The organism is Ignavibacteria bacterium, from assembly GCA_025612375.1.
Taxonomy (GTDB): Bacteria; Bacteroidota; Ignavibacteria; order Ignavibacteriales; family SURF-24; genus JAAXKN01.
Window position 1 is genome coordinate 158,671 of the sequence record JAAXKN010000004.1, and the last position, 18,939, is coordinate 177,609.

Here is an 18,939-nt window from a genome sequence, read left to right on the forward strand (position 1 = left end):
TCTTAGAGAAGATAATTGTGCACTGATAATTTCCTCCCTCCAATTCCAAATCATTGCTGTTGTGCGCGTAATTTCATATTTTTATACCGGAAAATTGATTTATATATCTGGTGAAATTAGGTCCATATATTCTGATATTGTTGATTCCTGTAGAGCCCTGAATTTTTGGAGGTTGAAGATTAGCCAGCCGGCTTAAGCATAAATGCTATTTTTACTCTGAGTGCTTTTTTGATCATTTCCCCAATCACGTCCGGACATATCTTCCCAGCTTATCTGGCCAGAAAGTGAACCATTTCTCCAGCTAGACCCATTTTTTAATGCCTTTAGGCAATAAAATGTATCTCAAATGTTGGAATTTAACATAAAAAGTACAATTCATAAAAAAGTAATAATTTTACTTCTTTCCCTTGCAGCACTTTTCATTATTGCCCTTAATATTCTGAAGGATTCTGAAACTGAAAAGGTCAAAATGCTCATAAGGGATGAAGAAAATGAGCATGCCGCCCTGCTGGAAAATTCAGTCAGGAAACTTGGCGAAGGGCTTTACACCTTTACTGACGACTATTCCAGGTGGGATGAGATGATGGTGTTTATGAAAAAACATCAGGATAAGTGGGCCGAAATTAATATTGACGCAGCTTTCCCCACGTTTAACATACAGGCCTTCTGGTTATATGACACTAATTTTCAGCTGAAATATTCTAAAAACACCCTTAAAGGTACCCTGAGTGAAATCCTGCCTGTTCATGACAGAAAATTCAGGGAATTTATTAAGGCTAATCCTTTCTGTCACTTTTATACAAAAACTCCATACGGAATACTGGAGATCTGCGGTAATCCGGTTCAGCCTACAGAGGATTTATCAAGGAAGTCTCAGCCCCAGGGCTACCTTTTTGCCGGGCGGCTTTGGTCGCAAAAACAGCTGCAGGAGATATCGGCCTTGATTTCCGATTCTTTGACCATCGGGGATGCCGCCAGCACCCAAAAAGAAAAGGGAAGAAAAGATTACTTATCCATTGAAAATTCGAAAAAACTGCCCGGCTGGGATAAAAAAACCGTCGCAGTTATTAAAGCAAGGAAAGAATATCCAATTTTCAAAAAAGTGTTTATCTGGGCCTATATTCAGTATATCAGTATGATCATCTTTACTTTTGTAATGCTTTTGTGCATTTCAGTATTTCTGTATTATACTGTTAATCAGCCGTTGAGTGCTATTTCAGGGGGCTTGAGAACAGGGGCGATGGGGTTTCTGGATAAGCTTAAGAAAAGAAAGGATGAATTTGGTGAACTTGCTTTATTGATGGAGGAGTTTTACAAACAGAAACAGATTCTGGAAAATGAAATTAAAAGCAGGGAAAATGCCGAATCTGAGCTGAGGAAAATAAAAGATGGTCTGGAAGTCAGCGTTGAAAAGAGGACAATGGAATTAGCCGGCGTAAATGAGAAGCTGGAACAGGAAATAACAGAACGGAAGAAGGTGGAAAAGAGTCTTCAGGATTTCCATAAAAGGCTGACAGGCGCTTTTTTTGGAAATCCTGATTCAATAAATATCTCCAGGTTAAGTGACGGGATGATAATTGATACCAACGAAAGTTTTTGCCGCCTTACGGGTTACAGCAAGGAAGAACTCCTTGGTAAGACCACACTTCAGTTAAAATTATGGGTGAGACCCCGCGAAAGGGAAAAGATGGTTGAGCGGCTCTTATCCAATGAAACTATCAGCAATTTAGAAACCGAATTTAAGACAAAAGACGGAAGCCTTAAAGCAGTATCTATATCTATCACATTAATGGAATATGCGGATGAAAAAGCGCTTCTCTTCATGATCCGTGATGTAACTGAAAGAAAGCGTGTGGAAAGTGAACTGGTGGAATATAAACAGCTGCTTGAAGGACAGATAGAGCAAAGAAATAACAAACTGAGTGAATTAAATAAAAGCCTGTCAGAGCAGATCGGGAAAGTTGAAAAAGCTGACAATGAAATAACTGATCTGATAATATTCTTCAAAACACTGCTGGATACTATTCCAATCCCGATTCTCATACAGGATGTTAATAACAGATATACCAACTGCAACTATATAGCGGAAGAATTTTTTGGAATACAAAAGAAGGAACTGATAGAATCGTTGTCCGGCGGCAGTTCCTTAATTTCCGGGAATGACAATGACTTCCATCCGGCTGACGCAAAATTGCTGAATGAGAGGACATTTCAGAAACTTGAATCGAATGTCATACTGGCAAATGGCGAGACCAGAAATGTTATAATCTACAGATCTTTATATAAAAGGAAGAATGACCAGCCTGGCGGAATTATCACCGCAATATTTGATATAACTGACAGGAAGAAAAATGAAGTTGAACTGCTCAAAACATTGGAGAAAGAAAAAGAGCTTAATGATTTAAAGTCCAGGTTCATTTCTACGGCTTCCCATCAATTCCGGACCCCGCTGGCAACCATTCAGAGTTCAACCGACCTGCTGGACATGTTCGGGAGAAAATGGCCTAAAGAAAAATATAATGAACAGCTTGCAATTATTCAGGATCAGATCCGGCAGATGATAGAATTACTGAATGATGTCCTGACTGTCAGCCGGGCTGAAGCCGGAAAAGTAGAATTTCAGCCCTCATTATGCAACCTTCACCAGTTATGTTTAACTGCCTTTAATGAAGCAAAATCTCTAGCTAATGAATATCACAGTTTTGCGCTCGATTATAAGATGAGCGAAGAGGACTTCTATATAGATAGAAAACTATTGAAGTATATCCTGAGTAATCTGCTTGGCAATGCGGTAAAATATACATTGAAGAAAGGGGAAATAAGGCTGACAGTGGAAAGGGAAGAAGGCTTTCTGGCAATTGAGGTAAGTGATCAGGGCATCGGCATTCCTGCAAAGGATATGATTAATCTGTTTGAGCCGTTTTACAGAGCTGAAAATGCCGGCAATCTGCCGGGAACAGGATTAGGGCTTTCAATTGTAAAGAAGTCGGTTGCACTGCATGGGGGTGAAATATTCTGCAGGAGCAATGTGGACGAAGGAACAACATTCAGGGTGATATTACCTGTAATTGATTATCAGGGGAAAACTGAAAATAAATAATGGAAAAAATATTATTAATAGAAGATGAACAGGCTCTCAGCAATAATCTTAAAATACTGCTGACAGAGAATGGGTATAAAGTTTACCAAGCTGCTAACGGCCTCGAGGGAATAAAGATGGTGCATGAAAAAAGTCCCGATCTCATAATTTCCGATATAATGATGCCCGGAATTGACGGCTACCAGGTGCTCGAAATAATAAACAGTGAAAAAAACCTTAGTATCCCGTTTATTTTTCTTTCAGCAAAAGCAGAGATGGAAAATCTTAGGACCGGAATGCAGCTGGGTGCAGATGACTATCTTACCAAGCCTGTCAAGGCCTCAGACCTGCTGGAAGCAGTAAAAGTCAGGCTGCAAAAGCACAAAAACTACATTAAACAGCAGCTGAAGGCCGCAATCAAACATTCTGCCCCGGGCAAAGAGTCAAATGACACAGTAATGCTCAGACTTAACGGCAAAATTGAGCTTATAAATAAAAAAGAGATTATCTGTGTAGAGGCTTTCGGCGAATGTTCCACGGTTCATTTAACAAAAGGCAGAAAGATAGTTGCCAGTAAATTATTAAAGCAGTGGCAGGCAGTACTGCCTGAAGAGGTGTTCATAAGGATCCATCGCTCCACCGTCATCAACGTGAAGTATTTAGATAAAATTGAACCCTGGTTTCAGCGCTCCTTAAAAGTATATCTTAAGGAAACCGAAAAGACATTTATTGTAAGTAAAAGGTTCGCAGCAAAGCTGAAAGGGCATCTGTCAATTTAATGGCCCGCTTATTATAATATTTGTCCCGCTTATTAATAAACTGTTCCCCCTAATGAATTGATCTGTGTTGACTCATATAAAACCCCGATTATTGAAGTAATAGTTGGGGAATTATATGGTCCGGGTACTTATTGCAGAAGGCGATCATTCCTTAAGAAAAAATATAAGGGCTTTACTTGAAAGCAGCGGCTACTTTGTGCTTGAAGCAGAAAACGGCTTAGAAGCACTGCATCTGATTGAAAGTGAACTGCCTGATCTGGTTTTATCCGAGGCCCAGATTCCTCTGGTGAATGGCTTTGAACTGCTTGAAAAGCTCAAAGAGAAAGCCCTTTACCCTATGATCCCTCTTATCTTTATTTCTACAAGAGCTGACCTGACTGACATACGTGAAGGTATGAATAAAGGCGCGGATGATTATATCGTTAAACCCTTCAAAGCAAAGGATCTTCTGGAAGCCGTAAGGATAAACCTGGAGAAGAATGCTTTACTTATCAGTGGGCTTAATAAATTCAGAGATCAGATCGCAATGAATTTCAGCCATGAGCTCAGAACACCCTTAACCCCTATCCTGGGATATTCGCAATATCTGAAAGAATATCATTCCGGACTCTCAAAAGAAGAAATTGAAGAGGCATGCGCAAAAATACAGGTTTCCGGCAACAGAATGCTGAGGCTGGTAAATAAACTACTGCTGCTTATTGAAACATTGTGCATTGCTAACGACAAAAAGAAGATCCAGGGCCTCCGGGAAAGCGGCAGAGCCGACGCCGGGGCGATAATACCTGAAACTGTCTATGAAATTGCAGCCAGGTTTTCAAGAACCCGGGATATACTGGTCAATATTGAGGATTCCTGCTTAAGGATTACTGATTCATACCTGGAGGTAATGATCAGTGAATTGGTCGAGAATGCGCTTAAATATTCACCCGAAGGCTCAACAGTGGCAATTTCCACAGAAGTTACAGATGATATATACAAGTTCAATATTGCAAACCAGGGCTGCGGGTTTACAAAACAGGACATAAAGAAGCATTGTGCATTTGATCAGTTTGAAAGGGAGAATTTTACAACCGCCGGACTAGGCGTCGGATTTTCACTGGTCAAAAATATCCTGGAAATATTTGACGGCAAGCTTGAGATTGACAACGAGTACAAAAAGTATACAGATATAAAAGTATCGTTACCGCTGGTAAGTAATTAACCGTTTTCTCAATAATTCTGCTCAAGAGGTCTAAAATGTTTAAGCATTTACACTCAAAACTCGGATTGATAATTCTTGGTACTGCCATTCTGTTTAATATAATTAGCAGGATAATATTTAAGGATCTGGCAATGTCTGCAATGGACATTACAGTAGTTGCAACAACAAATATATTGCTCGCAGTGATTTCAGGAATATTCATCAACATTTTCCTTATCAAACCGATAGAAAAGCTAAGCCGTTCTGCAATGGAGGCCTCTGTTGGAAATTACGACATTAAGATAAATACTCACACGAATGATGAACTGGGAGTACTGGGCCGTTCGATAGAGAAGCTGCTGGTGCATATTAAAGACGAAATAGCTATTTCGCAAAGTTTTCAGTTCGGAATTAATTCAGCATTCTTTATTTCCGATAAAGATACAAACATACTGTCAATAAACGAAGCTGCCTGCAGATTAATGAAGTTTAATAAAACACCGGAAGAAATTATTAAAAAAATGAAAGTGAAAGATGTTTTTCTACAGGATGGGCTGTCAAGAAAAGCTTTCAAAGGAGATTATCTGAAAGGGGACCGTGTAACTTTGAAAGATCACAAAGGAGAAGAATTCCCCGTTTTAATACAAACCGGTCCTGTGCATAACAGTAAAAATGAGGTTGTTGCAGTTTATGGATTCTTTGAGGATTTGCGTGAACTATTAGACAGACAAAAGCAATATCTGAATGAACAGATTGGACCGATTGCCGAAGTAATTAACTCAGTAGCACAAAGCGACCTTACAAGTTCAATTAAATTAGATGAAAAGAGCGATTTGTATTTACTAGGGGCAAATGTAAATAAAATGATCGACGGCCTTAACACTACATTGAATGAAGTGAATCTTGCTGTTCAGGCAACGGCAAGCGCCGCAACTGAAATATCCTCATCGTCCGAAGAAATGGCCGCAGGTGCGCAGGAACAAAGCCAGCAGACAAATGAGATTGTAAGTGCTGTTGAGCAAATGACAAAAACTATCTTTGAGAGCAGTCAGTATGCAGCAAAGGCCGCGGAGAACTCCAGGCTGGCAAGTGAAAGTGCTTCGGCAGGACAGAAAAAGGTTGAAGATACAAAGAAAGGAATGTTAAAGATTGTCGAATCCACAAAGTCTACCGGTGAAAAAATTACCTCGCTTACAAAAAAGACTAATCAGATAGGTGAAATTACACAGGTGATTGATGACATAGCAGATCAGACAAACCTGCTTGCACTTAATGCCGCAATTGAGGCCGCCCGTGCAGGCGAGCAGGGACGCGGCTTTGCTGTTGTGGCAGACGAGGTAAGAAAACTTGCCGAGCGCACCACAAAAGCAACCAAAGAAATTGCAGAGACAATCAGCCAGATTCAATCTGAGGCGAACGAAGCCGATAATTCTATGAATGAAGCAGGAAAGGCTGTTCAGGAAGGGATGATGCTGACAGAGGCTGTTTCACAGTCATTGAATCATATACTTGAAGTAATTCAGAAAGTTTCAGATATAGTTTCCCAGGTGGCTTCTGCAAGCGAAGAGCAGGCAAGTACGGCAGAGCAGATATCGAAGAATATTGAAGGAATTTCCAGTGTCACCCAGCAGTCTGCCGCAGGAACAGAGCAGATAGCACGTGCCGCAGAGGACTTAAACCGTCTGACAGTAAATCTGCAGGACCTTGTATCGGAATTTAAATTGATAGAAAATGATAATAGAAGTAATTCGCACAAACTGGCCTTTAGAGGAAGCGGAAGGCTTGTAAGGCAATCAGCATAAAGAATATGCCTCTTAAGGTTTTGAACAGATGCTGGTATTAATATGAAGAAAGCCCGATATTTTTTGGTATCGGGCTTTCTTTTTAATACGATCATATCTGTCAGGTTCCTGTGAAAAGACAAATGGCACTATTTCAAAAGGATCATTTTCTTTGCCGCCCTGAAATTCTGCTTCCCGTCTAATGAACGGGCTTCAACAGAATAGAAGTAAATTCCAGATGAAATGCGTCCGTTGGTCTCCCACAAGACACTGTATTTGCCTGCTTTTTCAGCCTTGTCCACCAGGACAGATATAATCTGGCCAATAGTGTTGTAAATAGTTACTTTTACATTGCTTTCCTTTGCAAGTGAATACTTGATATTAGTTGTGGGATTGAAGGGATTGGGATAATTTTGCTCAAGATCGTATTTGTATACTATTGTGTTCGCCGGCTCAACGGCTGATGTAGCTGTATCGGGGTAGACTTTTACATCCCAGCTTATAGAAGAAGAATCTTTTGAGTTATACGCATATGCCGTAATTATTTTCTTTCCTGTATCAGCTTTAGCCGGGGTAAACTTAAAAACAGAATCTGTACTCATTAACTTTTTGTCTACGTACCATAAATATTTTACTTTTTCGCCGTATGGATCTTCGGCCTTGAGGCTGAATTGCATTTCTTTACCCACCCAGGCAGTATCAACTTCTCTTTTATTAATCTGGATTACCTCAAAGTTTGCAGTATCGGTTACAAGCTTGTAAGGGCTCCATCCTGTAATATCCGGTGGAAAACTGTTGCTCCAGAACCTCTGCAGAATGTTCATTGTAATTCTTTGGACAATACTGTCTTTGGGCAGGCCATATACCCAATAAATTGATGAGGAATTGAAAACAGCGCCACCTTTTTTATTTGTATATAAGCCCATAGTAGTATGCCTGCCCTCAATTGTATCTCCCTGGCCAACGCAGGGAGAAATGCCAAGTATTCTGAAATTCTTAGGGGTGCCGTCTGAGCCCAGGGGTTTCGGAAGCCCGTTGTCCCAACGGAACAGAGCCCCGTCAGTCTCATAGCCGACAACACTGGCCAAAGAGTCTTTCGGATCACGCCCGAATGTCTGACCGTCTTTCAGTCCTGTATTCTTAAAAAGCCAGTGCTGTGTATTGTGAGCCGAAAATCCGCCGTAGCCCTGAGCATGAGTGAAGTCCTTGTGATTAATATCATCCACATAACCGGCCTGTCGGAAGCTGGCTCCTAAGAACAGGTTTTCAGGAAGGTTCAGCGGCTTATCGAACCAGTTGACGGTCATCAGAGAATCCACCTTCCCATATAGAGGGTCTGTCTGTGGGTATTTATAGCAGACCAGTGTGCTGTCGTTGTCCTCAATTCTTATCTGCCACCAGCATGTATTGCCGGAGAGGCTTAAGTACTTTCCTCCATTATTAATATAATTTTCCACATTACGTCTCTGATCGCGTGACCAGTATTCAGCATGTCCCGGCTGGATAACAATATTATAGTGGCCCAAAAGATCCGGATACTTATGAACGTCCATCTCGGTCGCTACTTCGTACCTGATTGAATTTGCTTCAAGCCATTTAATCATTTTATAAGGATATGCCCTGAACTCAGCATACCCTCCGCTGAATAGGGGACGGTTAAAGGAGACGCGGGCACCCATTTGCCCGTTCGTAGAATTTTCAGGATAAACGTTCTTCCCGCCGTAAGTATTATAGGCTACCCAGTTAAAGAAAGGTATTACAACCAGTACGTCGCTATGCGTGCCGGGATTTTTCTCCTTTACAAAAAACAGTAATGTTGATTGGCCCGGACCTGTTTCCAGAGGGAATCTTGCCGCATATGCTCCTGATTCCCATCCTTCCGTATTTATGCTCAGGCTTACGGGCCACCTGCAGCCTGTTTCCCATGGCCTTTCGGGCAGTCCTCTGTGTCCGCCTTCAATATTATTGTAAGTTGCAACCAGCTTTTCAGATACTCCAAGTTTATAAACTTTAACAGTGTAGGGAGTATAGGTTGTGGAAATGTGAAGATTGACCGTCTCACCCTGTGTAACTGAGCAGGGGGTAGGATACCCATTCTCATTATAAGCAGGTTTCCAGCTCGAGGGCTGGGAAAACAACTTCTGGCTGAAGAAAACTGAAAATAAAATTATTAGCAAGAGATAAGATATTTTTGAGACATTAGTATCTGATTTTTTCATGGGGGCCCCGGAGAATTTATTCATACAATCTGTTTTTAGTCATGGCTTGCGTTTTGTGCTTCTCATACCTATCCACATATAATAATATTATAATCTAATGACTAAAAATTCAAACATTTTTTTACAAGTCATGACGTTTCGCACAAGTTATCATGGAATTCATATATGCTATGTACATTTACTTTCCAACTTTTATTTTTATTATATCAGGCTTACTGCAGAAAAAGGTTTGATCCGGATAACACAAATTTTACAGAACATTGACCTTTTATATGGGAATTTTTATGAAATATTTGCTTACCTGCTGTGTGTTGCTTTTACTTGCTTTCGATTCATTCCCGGAGAGCCCTGACACTGCAAAAACAATTTGCATTATTACGAAAGATGATGATGTGGCGGCTTTCAGAACTATGGGGCGAATACTTAACGTATCGGGATACGACCTGGAAGACTCGGAAGAAGCACTCATGGTTATTACTACTGAAATAATGAATAAAGACTATGGGACCTTTAAGCTGGATAAAATAGCCTTAAGGCTCCGTGCCGAAATAAATATGACAGACAGTTTAACAATAATTAAACTTTCCGGAGATTACCTGGAGAAGGGAATGATCAACCGTGAGCTGGCGGAAACCTACTTCGATCAGCACTCAAATGCCATTGCACACCGCCCCGCTTCTTCTCCGGCAGAGGAGACGGCATGGAGCTACATGATGGAAGTGGCAAAAAAATATAAAAACGGCAAGATACTCCTCCAGTGACAAATAATTATACCAAAGACACGATAAAAGTTTATCCTAAGAAATTATGTTTACAGAAATTGATAAGCTGCAATATAAAGTAGCAGAGAAAGGTAAAATCAGCAGCAAAGAAAAGAACTTCAATCTTCTGGACGTACCTTTTATTAAGAAGCTGCTCTTCTGGAAAGCATTCCCATGCTCAATTCAGACATTTATTTTGCTGGTTCTGTTCGGGTTTATCATTATGGGCTGGGGTGTTTATACACCGGAAGGCCTGGATCAGGAGCTTTTTGCAAAATCGAATATAGTATGCCTGGTTATCTGGGGCATCTGGTGGCCCATGATGATATGGATAGTTGTTATACTAGGACGCCTCTGGTGCATGATCTGTCCCCTTGAGATGATGAGCAGGATAGGAGCAAAGATAGGACAGCTCCTGAAAATAAAAAAACTATCAATAAACAGGCCTGTTAAATCCGGCTATATTATCGTAAGCTTATATGCTGCAATCCAACTGCTTGCAGCGGGTACAGGACTGCATTATGTTCCTGCTTACACGGCTTTATTCCTCTTTTCTCTGATCGCCTTTTCCATGGTTATAGGTTTAATTTTTAAGAGCGGCTCATTCTGCAAGGGGTTCTGCCCGATTGCAATGACATTAAATGCTTATAGCAGGGGAAGCATGCTGGCTGTAAGGGCCAGTTCCGGCGAGAAATGCGAAGAGTGCAGAACTAAAAACTGTATGAGGCCCACCGGGAACCGAAGTATATTTAAGTCAGACGGCGGCTGCCCGGTAAACATCTATCCGCCCCAATTAAAAAGCAATAAAGACTGCCTGCTGTGCGGACGGTGTTTGAAATCCTGTACATCCGGCAACATGCAACTGCTACTAAGGCTGCCCTTTAGTAAAAAAGACCAGCGGCAGAAAAGTGTGTCCTGGGCATTAACATTCTTTATAATGATGGACAGCGGCTTTGTCCTTAGTGAAATTTGTGAGGAGTGGGATCTAACCGATAAGATCTTTATGGCAGTTCCGCAGTATTTTCTGAACTATTTTAATTTAAAGGGGTATTCCGGATGGATTGAAGGCCTGTGGGCACTTTTCATTTTCCCTTTATTTCTGTGGACGCTTACGGGGCTATTCCTTAAGAGCATAGGGGTGCTAAAGAGCATCATTCATTCGTGGAGGTCTTTTGCCCTCCGGGCAGTAATTATTACTTCCTCGCTGCATTTAATGAAGAGCCTCATAAGATTTTCTGAATGGTCGGCTTTCTTTCCCTATGCCCTCAAAGGACCATGGGAAATCAATAATCCGGAGCCCCTCAGCAGCAGTGTATCATTTTATCCGGAGCCTTTATTTAACTGGTTTGTAGTTTTATCCATCAGTATAACAATCCTTTGCTTTGCGTTGTATTTCTTCATACTTGAAAAGCATATTGGGGAATAATTACTAATTCACCAAACATAAATGAGGCGCAAATGGTATAAATGAATGTTTAGACGCCATCAATTGCAACACCATCCTGTGAGAGAAATAAGCTCTGCCTGACCAGCTGTCATTAAATGGCGTCATCTTCCATATTGAATGATTCATATTCCAAAGTGAACTTACATCGGTTTTATTGACTGGTCACAAAATAACCATTATTTCCTTTTAAGTATAACTGTTGAATATGCTTCAAAATCTTTATTTGGAGGGGCTAATTCAAAGGTTTCCGTGAATTCATTATCACTATTTATTTTGTATGTTTCTTTTGCTCGCCACCCCGGTTGGATGTTTTCAATTGCTTCGGAGATGAAAATAATTATTTTTCCATCCGGCGACATACTCTCAAGTACATATTGGTTTACAAATCCTTCAATATGGAACTGCCTTAGTACAAATGTCTTTCTAAGCTTATCATAGCTGATATAACCGATATCTTCATGAATCTCTCCCTTTGGATTTTCAGCCGAAGGGGGAAAGGCCGATTTATTTCTGACTTCGATAAATTTATTGTTGAGTATAAAATTATAACTGCGCTCATAAATCCCCTGCCCCGGTTCGCCGCCGCCTTTGCCTTCCCAGTTCCCAGATAGGAATTTTAATTTCTGCCAAATGCTGTCCTGGTCCGCTTTCTGAGCAAAACAGGAAAAAGATAAAGAGAGTAGTGCAACTGCGATTATTTTTATCATTTGATATCTCCGGACAGGGTTAAATTAAAAATGTAATCTAAACTGCAATAAAATAACAAAACTCCGCTTCAATGGGAAACACAAATTCCCAGAATTTCTGGATGCCCGGGTTCATTATATTGCACTTTCTATGCAGACGTTTACCAGGGCAAACGCCTGCATAAAATTATATGGGTCATCAGGAAAATACTTCTGTTTTATTTTTTGCACGTATTTTGCAGGTAGCCAAACAGTCCGTGACTTTCATCGTCAGGACCTGCGGTAAAATAAATTCTATCCAGGTCTCCGGTCATATTATGCTGGCCGTCAAATACACCGTCATCTATAGTTTTTATTGCCCATAGTCCGTCAATTGCAATTGGTTTACCTTGCGTATCCATAAGCGGGCCGAGGAATTTTCCGCTGATATCGAACATGTTAACGCTTCCGTCGCCGAAGTTTCCGATGAGTATTGTGGCCGCTTTCCCATGGAAATTATCAGGGGCAAGGGTTATGCCCCATGGCGAATTAAGGGGGCCGTTGGAAGCAAAACGCTTAATTAATTTGCCTCCTGTGGTGAAGACGTCTATAAACCCGTTACCCGGCCCTTTCTGATCATCCTCATTATCCGGGCCTTTTTGTTTGGCATATGTTACAAAAATGCGGCCATATAAGCGTTTGATATTAAATGGAGCAAATCCTGCCGGAATGTCGTTATCGGCAAATGACATATTGGAAACCAGCTTAAAATCAGAATCGAAGACATCTATTCGTGCCTGCTTAAAGTTGGCGGCATATAAAAAGGGGCGCCCATTATGTATGGCAATATCTATCCCCTTATAAACTGCCGACTGGCCGGATTGGTCAGCTGCAACTACGGCATTAGTTCCCAGGCTGGGTTCCCATACAGATATAATGCCGTCTTCACCGGCAAATATCAGTCTTGCCCGCGTATTTGTCTTTGGAATCATGAAGTAATTTGTGAAGTTAAATACGGCACCTGAAGGTTTTCCGCCCGGCGCATTATTTACCGTGGGTATTGTAACGGGACTAATGGCCTGATTGCCCATAGCGTCATAAGCCAGACCTAATCCTGTTCCATTTGCAGATATCCAGAATCTGCCCGATGGGCTTAGAGCTAATCCCCAAGCGTTCTGCAGATTTGGATCACGCCTGGAAGTTGAAAATCCGGCTGTATCTGAAACCAGATTAATCTGTTGATAAAGATTTTTCTCACTGCCTGACTTGTTCAACTGAGTGCTGCCGGACTGATCCGGGCCAACAGGTAAAACCGAAGGAGCCTTGTCAGAGCATCCGGAAATAATCACCAGCAGAAATCCCGCTATTGCAAGGATACTTAAATATATTTTACTAAGCATAATACCTCCTTTATTAGGATAAATATTACTGCTCCTGATTATCCGGACCATTGACCAGCAGACTAACTTTTAGAATTTTGGAATCGTTTAATGGCTTTAGTATGAATAGTTCTAAAGAACAAACAATAAATATGATGCTGTTTAATTTAATCTCTGCCTGATCCTTATAATAGATGAAAATGCATCGGATCAAACCAGACAATTTTAGAAAGTTGATCCCATTTTAGAATTTCCCGGATAAGCAATTCCAAGTTATACCCGGGCCACTCTACTACAGGAGCATTGAATTTACCTTATGCAACGAAGTTTCTTGAATCAACCCACTAAAACATACATGGATAAATAAATGATACACGGTATCTTACTGCAGGAGTGTGTCCGAAGAGAAAAAGTGAAGAGTTCATAGGGATTATCATGCCTGATTTGCTTTCGGATGGAAACAAGAAGCTAAGGAACAGGAAACGGGAACATTAGTATTAATGGATCCCGTTTCCTGTTTTAAGTGCTTACTTTACCGGTGTCATATCCAGTTTATTATTCCTGATGCTGATATCAAAGAGTTTGTTGTTTAAGGTGAAGTTCTTTAGTGTAAGTGAAGTGATATTTCTTGGGAGCATGGGCTTGAATTCCTGAATGAATCCTTTATCAGTCAGCCTTAAGCCCGTGTAGCCAAATATTACCTGCTGAAGAAATGCTCCCGCACCGGTCAGGAAATTAATAGACTGGTTGGTATGTGTCTCGGCAAGCACATTAAAAGGCGGCCTCAGGTAACCTTTATACGTTTTTTCAATTGTGTAGTTGAAAAGACTGTCGTCGCCAAGCTCGGCTGCAATAATCGGTAGAAAATTACTTCCCATATTGGCTCCCGGACCTATCTGATCCAATCCTTTCACAGCATTAAGGAGATCATTCCTTTTTACATTTTGCGGCATGTTTATCTGCAGGGGATAGCTCAGAAGGGGGGCCACGCTTGTCCAGAATCCGGCGTCTTCTTTTGTGCCTTCGGGGGCATTTTCGTAGATCGGATGGGACTGAGTCTTTGCATCAAGCGGAATAAACATTTTTTCTGCTATCTTTTTCCATTCGGGGTTTTTATCTGTATTTAGAAGATTAGCTGCATTTGCTGCAATCTCAAGATTCAGTTTGGCAATTGAGTTGGTATATGTTTCATTGTTTACATTCTGCATGCCCTCACTTACTGAAACAAGTTTCCCGATTTCGTAGCGGTCCTTTTCTTTATTGTAATTTACACGGCTTACCCAGAAATCTGCTGTTGCCGAAATAACCTTCCATCCGAATTCTTTTAACCAGTTTATATCTTTTGTCGCCAGGTAATACTGCCATTGTGCAAGTGCTACGTCCCCAACAATATGATTTTCCTTTGCTGCATTCTGAATGGCAAAATAAGGGGTTGTCTCGGCACCGGTTTCATCCGACTCCCATGGGTACATGGCCCCTTTGTAATTGTTCTTCTTTGCATTTTCCAAAGCTGCCGGGAGCGCGTTTACCCTGAACATTACAAGGGATTTTGCCATGCCGGGATGCATTACCAAAAGCGGGGGGAACATATAAGTATCTGCATCCCAGAATATATGCCCGTAATAGCCCGATGTTGCAAGACCCATTGGCCCAATGCTGAAGCCCGTATTTTCCATTACACTTGAAAGAAGATAAAAGATCATTGAATGAATCAACCTTTGAAAATCCTTATCCCCTTCTGCAATAATATCTGTATTCCAAAGATTACTCATGGCAGAATTATTCTCATTCAGGAGTGTTTGGAAGCCGGTATTTTTTGCCCTATTGCAAATATCCGCTGTCTTTTTCCGGATATCTGCCTTTTCATCCCTGTCGGATTCAACGGAAACGAACTTATAAAAAGTGTACTTTTGCCCCTTTACAGCCTTGAAGCTGATTTCAACGGAGGCCGAATTATTCCCCTTCCGGGAAACTATAACAGGGGAGGAAAGCTGGTCAAAAGTAACTTCTGCTGAAATAGCAACCCTGGTATCCTTGCCGTCACTTTGCGACAGGATCTGCATCCTCCCGCTGTTCTTATCATTTTCCGAGGCTGTACTAAGAACTTTCATATATCCCGGGTACCAGAAAGGCGGCCAGGTCCCCTCAACCACAGGAGCGATGTTAGTCAGTTTGGCAAGAGCTGCTCTTTTTGGCTCCTGCCTTTGTTTTAATGGAAAAACAAGCTTTACGGTGCCTGAAAAATCAGGTGTTATATTTAATTCCATGAGGGCAAGATTCTTCTGGCTTCTTGAAATTAAGCTTATTATATCAATTGCTGTTTTCTTCTTGTTTGAATTCCAGGTGTATCTGGTCTCAAGCGTTCCATTATACATATTAAGTGTCTGCGAATAATCTGAAAACTGGGTTGAGTCATTTGCGGGATCATTAAGCCATTTTGTTCCGTTATAAAAATCGATCTCATTCCAGGCAGGCAGGCAGGCAATTCTGGGAATATCATCTTTGCCATGGTCATACACTTTAACCATAAACGACTCTGCCTGCTGTGTTCCAATCGGTGTTGAAGAAAGGCTGAAATATCCGTTACCTATATAAGTCGGGAAATAAGGACGAAAGTGCCTGGCCTGAAGGATAAAACTTTCATCCTGTGCTATTGCGGCGGAGGCTGAAAATATTACCATGAAGAGGAAAATCCTTAAATGTTTCATTTTACTGCCCTCAATTATCTTTTTCGGGTTTACTGGAAAATATAAAATCTGGACAGATGAGGCGGGAAAAACCTCATCTGTTCATCAAAAGCTTCTGATAACTTCCTAGAACCGATAACTAAGTGAAGCTGTCAGTCTCCTTGGCAGTATCGGCCTTGCAACAAAATAATACGAAGAAATGCCCGGCGTCCTCGGGTTTCCTTCCTCAAGCCCCTTGGACTGGTAAACATTCAGCAAATCAACCGAGAGAACCAGCCCCTGATTTGGAAAACCGTATGCAATGCCGGCATTCATATAATTATAAGCGTGAAGCGTAAAGTACTCCTGGTACGTAGTATACTTGCCTGTGGCCTGGTCATAGATCGCGTTTACAAGAGTTCTTGCGCCGACATAATGGAAGTCTGCATAAGCAGTAAATCCCAACATAGAATAAGTTGCAGAGATATTAGCCACCCATTTAGGTATTCCGCCGGCAGTAAGGGCTGCGCCGCCGGAGCCCTCTACATTCTTTGCCTGAGTGTAAGTGCCTACTCCAATTAAGCCAAGGCCCTGAATTGGCTGAAGCGAGAGCTCAATTTCGGCGCCGTATGCCCTGTTATCCGGATTACCTCTTATAACCCATACACCCTGACCTGTTGCAGGATTCAGTTCAAAACCCTGGCTTACGATATTCGTAAGTTCCTCCCAGAATCCATTAACAGTAAAAGCATACAGCGGGTCAGAGAGCTTGATGCCGCCTTCATACGATACAAGTCTCCTGTTTCCAAAGAGGTCTATCTGCTGCTGGGCTGTTGCGTCAAGGAATTCATCTAGTGCGGGCATTTTGTATGCACGGTTTGCCTGGGCATATAAAGCAACCTGGTCCGTAAGTCCGAAATTAAGCCCTATAGATCCGGCCCAGTCTCTGATTGTACGGTTGAAATGCCTGAAGGAATAGTTTCCCCACTGTTCGTTATTATATGTGGTAGCCGGGTTATTATCCAGGTCGACTGTCGATTGATTCTCTGCGTCCTGGACGTAACTGTCGATTTCACCTCTTAAACCCAGGTCAAGGCGCAGCCTTGGGAGCAGCGCGAATGAGCCGCCGATCATTCCTGAAAAAATTGAAGTAGAGCCGCTTCCATTGCGGTAGAGGGAAACAAAATTTCTGAAGCCGTTGAATGTCGAAAAAACCGGTGCTCCGCCGCCGGTCGAAAGGGCCATGTCAACCAGCCTTGGGTTATCCCTGACATCCATCAGAATATCGGAGAAATACCATCTGTTGGTCTGCGTATAATTTGCAGCATAAAGCCCAATGGAAACAGTATGCTTCTTTTCGAATGTCTTCACTATCTGCAGCTGGTCCTGGAAAGCCGACAAAGGTTTCTGAACCGTAACCAGCTGGCTGGGAGATAAAAATGCCAGGCCGTTATTGGCAGTAAGATCAAATGGAAGCTTTTGCCCGGCTGCATTGAAGTAATTTGTATAGAAAAAGCTTGCATTTGTTCCGGCCGGAAGTTTCAGCCCTGCCACATAGTCTCTAACGCTTGTGGGCTGGCCAGTAAAAATTCCATTCCAGCCCTGTGAATCCTGCATGAACTGGGCCATGTTTCTTATGGTCAGACCTTCGTCGAAATTAAAACTTACGTCGCCCGTAAGCCAGTATGCCTGTGTTATGAGGCCATCCTCAAGCGGGTATTTTAAGTCGCCAGTAGGAGTCGGGACAACCAGATTGTTGGCCTCATTGGTGTTCATAGCGCCATAGTCTGAAAATCCCGGTACGTACTGCGGATCGTCGGGGTTCTGGAAAGGCAGTGGAAGTATGAACTGGTTCCGGTCGTTAATGACCTTAAAGCTGCCCCTGACATACCCATTATCCAAGAGTTTTGTTATGCTTCCTTTAATCTGCCCGCCCTTTATGGCAGGAAAGCCAGGATATCTTACGCCTTGGTCGTACCTGTAGAATCCGCCAAGGTTAAATCTTACGTCGTTACTTAGCGGGCCATTTACATTGAAGTCGTATCGAGCAAGGCCTTTGGTTCCCCCGGTTGCCTTTATTATGCCGCTAAAACTGGGGCCTCCGGTCTTGTTTATAAAATTAATTATTGCACCCGGCGTGTTGGATCCAAAAAGTGCTGAGGAACCGCCGCGTACAACCTCAATGCTCTGGATGTTTTCATCAGGCCTGAATAAGTTATCCGCATTCATAAAGAAGGTATGCATGGTTGGGAATACCGGAAGTCCATCTTCCATAAACATTACATATTCTACTCCCAGAATGCCGCGGACTGATATGTTTTCATTTACCTCACCGCCTGAACTTTCAACTCGTGTGAAGCCTGGTACATACCGCAAAGCTTCAGTTGTGCTTCTGGGATTTGCCTGTTCAAGTTCCCTTGGAGTGATTGTACTTATTGCAACGGAGGATTCAAGTTTGGGTATTGGGGAAATTGTACCCGTTACAACAATTTCCTGCAGATTAAGAACGTCTGCAGAGAGCGTGAAGTTATGCGACGCTGTCCTTCCGCCGGTAACTGTTACAGAAGTAGTGACAGCTTTGTAGCCAATTGCACTTGCCCTCAATTGGTATGTTCCTTCAGGAACATTGGCTATTGTGTACCTGCCCTGCGCATCAGAGGCGGCACCCATAGGGGTATTTACCAGTGCAACCGTAGCATATGAAACCGGAGTCCCATCACTTTGTGTTACAGTTCCTCTTATTGTACCGGTCGTTTGTGCAAGGTCAGTTGCAAGGAATGCTGTCAGAATTAAAACAATAATGAGCCATATTGAATTAATTAAATCTTTGAAGCTAAAAGTAGATTTCTGCATGATTGCCTCCTGCAAGTTAGTCTTTTAGGTTATTGCTGAATTATATGCCTGCATTCAAATGGACGTATATATGTCTTTGATCTCAAAAATCATCCTAAGCTGTTAGGCCGCAATTCAATCACCATAATAA

General features: G+C 42.0%; 11 protein-coding genes. 6 read left to right on the forward strand and 5 right to left on the reverse strand.

Annotated features, from left to right (window positions below; all coding sequences use genetic code 11):
* Positions 1-346: 346 nt before the first annotated feature.
* From HF312_04840 to HF312_04855, 4 genes are all read left to right on the forward strand, one after another.
* Positions 347-3,100 (forward strand): PAS domain S-box protein, encoded by a 2,754-nt coding sequence (locus tag HF312_04840; protein MCU7519520.1) that lies wholly within the window; start codon positions 347-349, stop codon positions 3,098-3,100.
* Positions 3,100-3,858, forward strand: coding sequence for a response regulator transcription factor (locus HF312_04845; GenBank protein MCU7519521.1), 759 nt, complete (start codon positions 3,100-3,102; stop codon positions 3,856-3,858). Before HF312_04840 ends, HF312_04845 begins: the two co-directional genes overlap by 1 nt.
* A 115-nt stretch (positions 3,859-3,973) precedes the next feature.
* Entirely contained in the window at positions 3,974-5,059 is a 1,086-nt protein-coding gene (locus tag HF312_04850; protein ID MCU7519522.1) for a response regulator, read from the forward strand.
* Positions 5,060-5,094: 35 nt separating this feature from the next.
* Entirely contained in the window at positions 5,095-6,840 is a 1,746-nt protein-coding gene (locus HF312_04855; GenBank protein MCU7519523.1) for a HAMP domain-containing protein, read from the forward strand.
* 128 nt (positions 6,841-6,968) lie between these two features.
* On the opposite strand, the gene HF312_04860 is transcribed toward HF312_04855, so the two are convergent.
* Positions 6,969-9,038 (reverse strand): T9SS type A sorting domain-containing protein, encoded by a 2,070-nt coding sequence (locus HF312_04860; GenBank protein ID MCU7519524.1) that lies wholly within the window; start codon positions 9,036-9,038, stop codon positions 6,969-6,971.
* Positions 9,039-9,322: 284 nt separating this feature from the next.
* Between HF312_04860 and HF312_04865 the strand changes: the two genes are divergently transcribed.
* Both HF312_04865 and HF312_04870 read left to right on the forward strand, forming a co-directional pair.
* Positions 9,323-9,799, forward strand: a complete 477-nt coding sequence (locus HF312_04865; GenBank protein MCU7519525.1) for a hypothetical protein — start codon at positions 9,323-9,325, stop codon at positions 9,797-9,799.
* Positions 9,800-9,845: 46 nt separating this feature from the next.
* On the forward strand, positions 9,846-11,225 hold the full coding sequence (locus HF312_04870; protein MCU7519526.1) for a hypothetical protein: 1,380 nt from the start codon (positions 9,846-9,848) through the stop codon (positions 11,223-11,225).
* Positions 11,226-11,422: 197 nt separating this feature from the next.
* Here HF312_04870 and HF312_04875 read toward each other — a convergent pair whose 3' ends face one another.
* The 4 genes from HF312_04875 to HF312_04890 all read right to left on the reverse strand — a co-directional run bounded on the left by HF312_04875 (position 11,423) and on the right by HF312_04890 (position 18,809).
* Positions 11,423-11,953, reverse strand: a complete 531-nt coding sequence (locus HF312_04875) for a hypothetical protein (protein MCU7519527.1) — start codon at positions 11,951-11,953, stop codon at positions 11,423-11,425.
* Positions 11,954-12,150: 197 nt separating this feature from the next.
* Positions 12,151-13,311 carry a TIGR03118 family protein gene (locus HF312_04880; GenBank protein MCU7519528.1) on the reverse strand — a complete coding sequence of 387 codons (1,161 nt, stop codon included), beginning with the start codon at positions 13,309-13,311 and terminating at the stop codon, positions 12,151-12,153.
* Between the two features lie 506 nt (positions 13,312-13,817).
* Positions 13,818-15,998 (reverse strand): glycoside hydrolase family 65 protein, encoded by a 2,181-nt coding sequence (locus HF312_04885; protein ID MCU7519529.1) that lies wholly within the window; start codon positions 15,996-15,998, stop codon positions 13,818-13,820.
* 105 nt (positions 15,999-16,103) lie between these two features.
* Complete coding sequence (locus HF312_04890; GenBank protein MCU7519530.1) at positions 16,104-18,809, reverse strand: TonB-dependent receptor; 2,706 nt, start codon at positions 18,807-18,809, stop codon at positions 16,104-16,106.
* Positions 18,810-18,939 lie beyond the last annotated feature (130 nt).

What these genes read in the sequence shown, in the direction of transcription:
- HF312_04885 (MCU7519529.1), bottom strand. Translation starts at nt 15,998, where the DNA reads ATGAAACATTTAAGGATTTTCCTCTTCATGGTAATATTTTCAGCCTCC.
- HF312_04845 (MCU7519521.1), top strand. Translation starts at nt 3,100, where the DNA reads ATGGAAAAAATATTATTAATAGAAGATGAACAGGCTCTCAGCAATAAT.
- HF312_04890 (MCU7519530.1), bottom strand. Translation starts at nt 18,809, where the DNA reads ATGCAGAAATCTACTTTTAGCTTCAAAGATTTAATTAATTCAATATGG.
- HF312_04880 (MCU7519528.1), bottom strand. Translation starts at nt 13,311, where the DNA reads ATGCTTAGTAAAATATATTTAAGTATCCTTGCAATAGCGGGATTTCTG.
- HF312_04865 (MCU7519525.1), top strand. Translation starts at nt 9,323, where the DNA reads ATGAAATATTTGCTTACCTGCTGTGTGTTGCTTTTACTTGCTTTCGAT.
- HF312_04855 (MCU7519523.1), top strand. Translation starts at nt 5,095, where the DNA reads ATGTTTAAGCATTTACACTCAAAACTCGGATTGATAATTCTTGGTACT.
- HF312_04870 (MCU7519526.1), top strand. Translation starts at nt 9,846, where the DNA reads ATGTTTACAGAAATTGATAAGCTGCAATATAAAGTAGCAGAGAAAGGT.
- HF312_04840 (MCU7519520.1), top strand. Translation starts at nt 347, where the DNA reads ATGTTGGAATTTAACATAAAAAGTACAATTCATAAAAAAGTAATAATT.
- HF312_04850 (MCU7519522.1), top strand. Translation starts at nt 3,974, where the DNA reads ATGGTCCGGGTACTTATTGCAGAAGGCGATCATTCCTTAAGAAAAAAT.
- HF312_04860 (MCU7519524.1), bottom strand. Translation starts at nt 9,038, where the DNA reads ATGAAAAAATCAGATACTAATGTCTCAAAAATATCTTATCTCTTGCTA.
- HF312_04875 (MCU7519527.1), bottom strand. Translation starts at nt 11,953, where the DNA reads ATGATAAAAATAATCGCAGTTGCACTACTCTCTTTATCTTTTTCCTGT.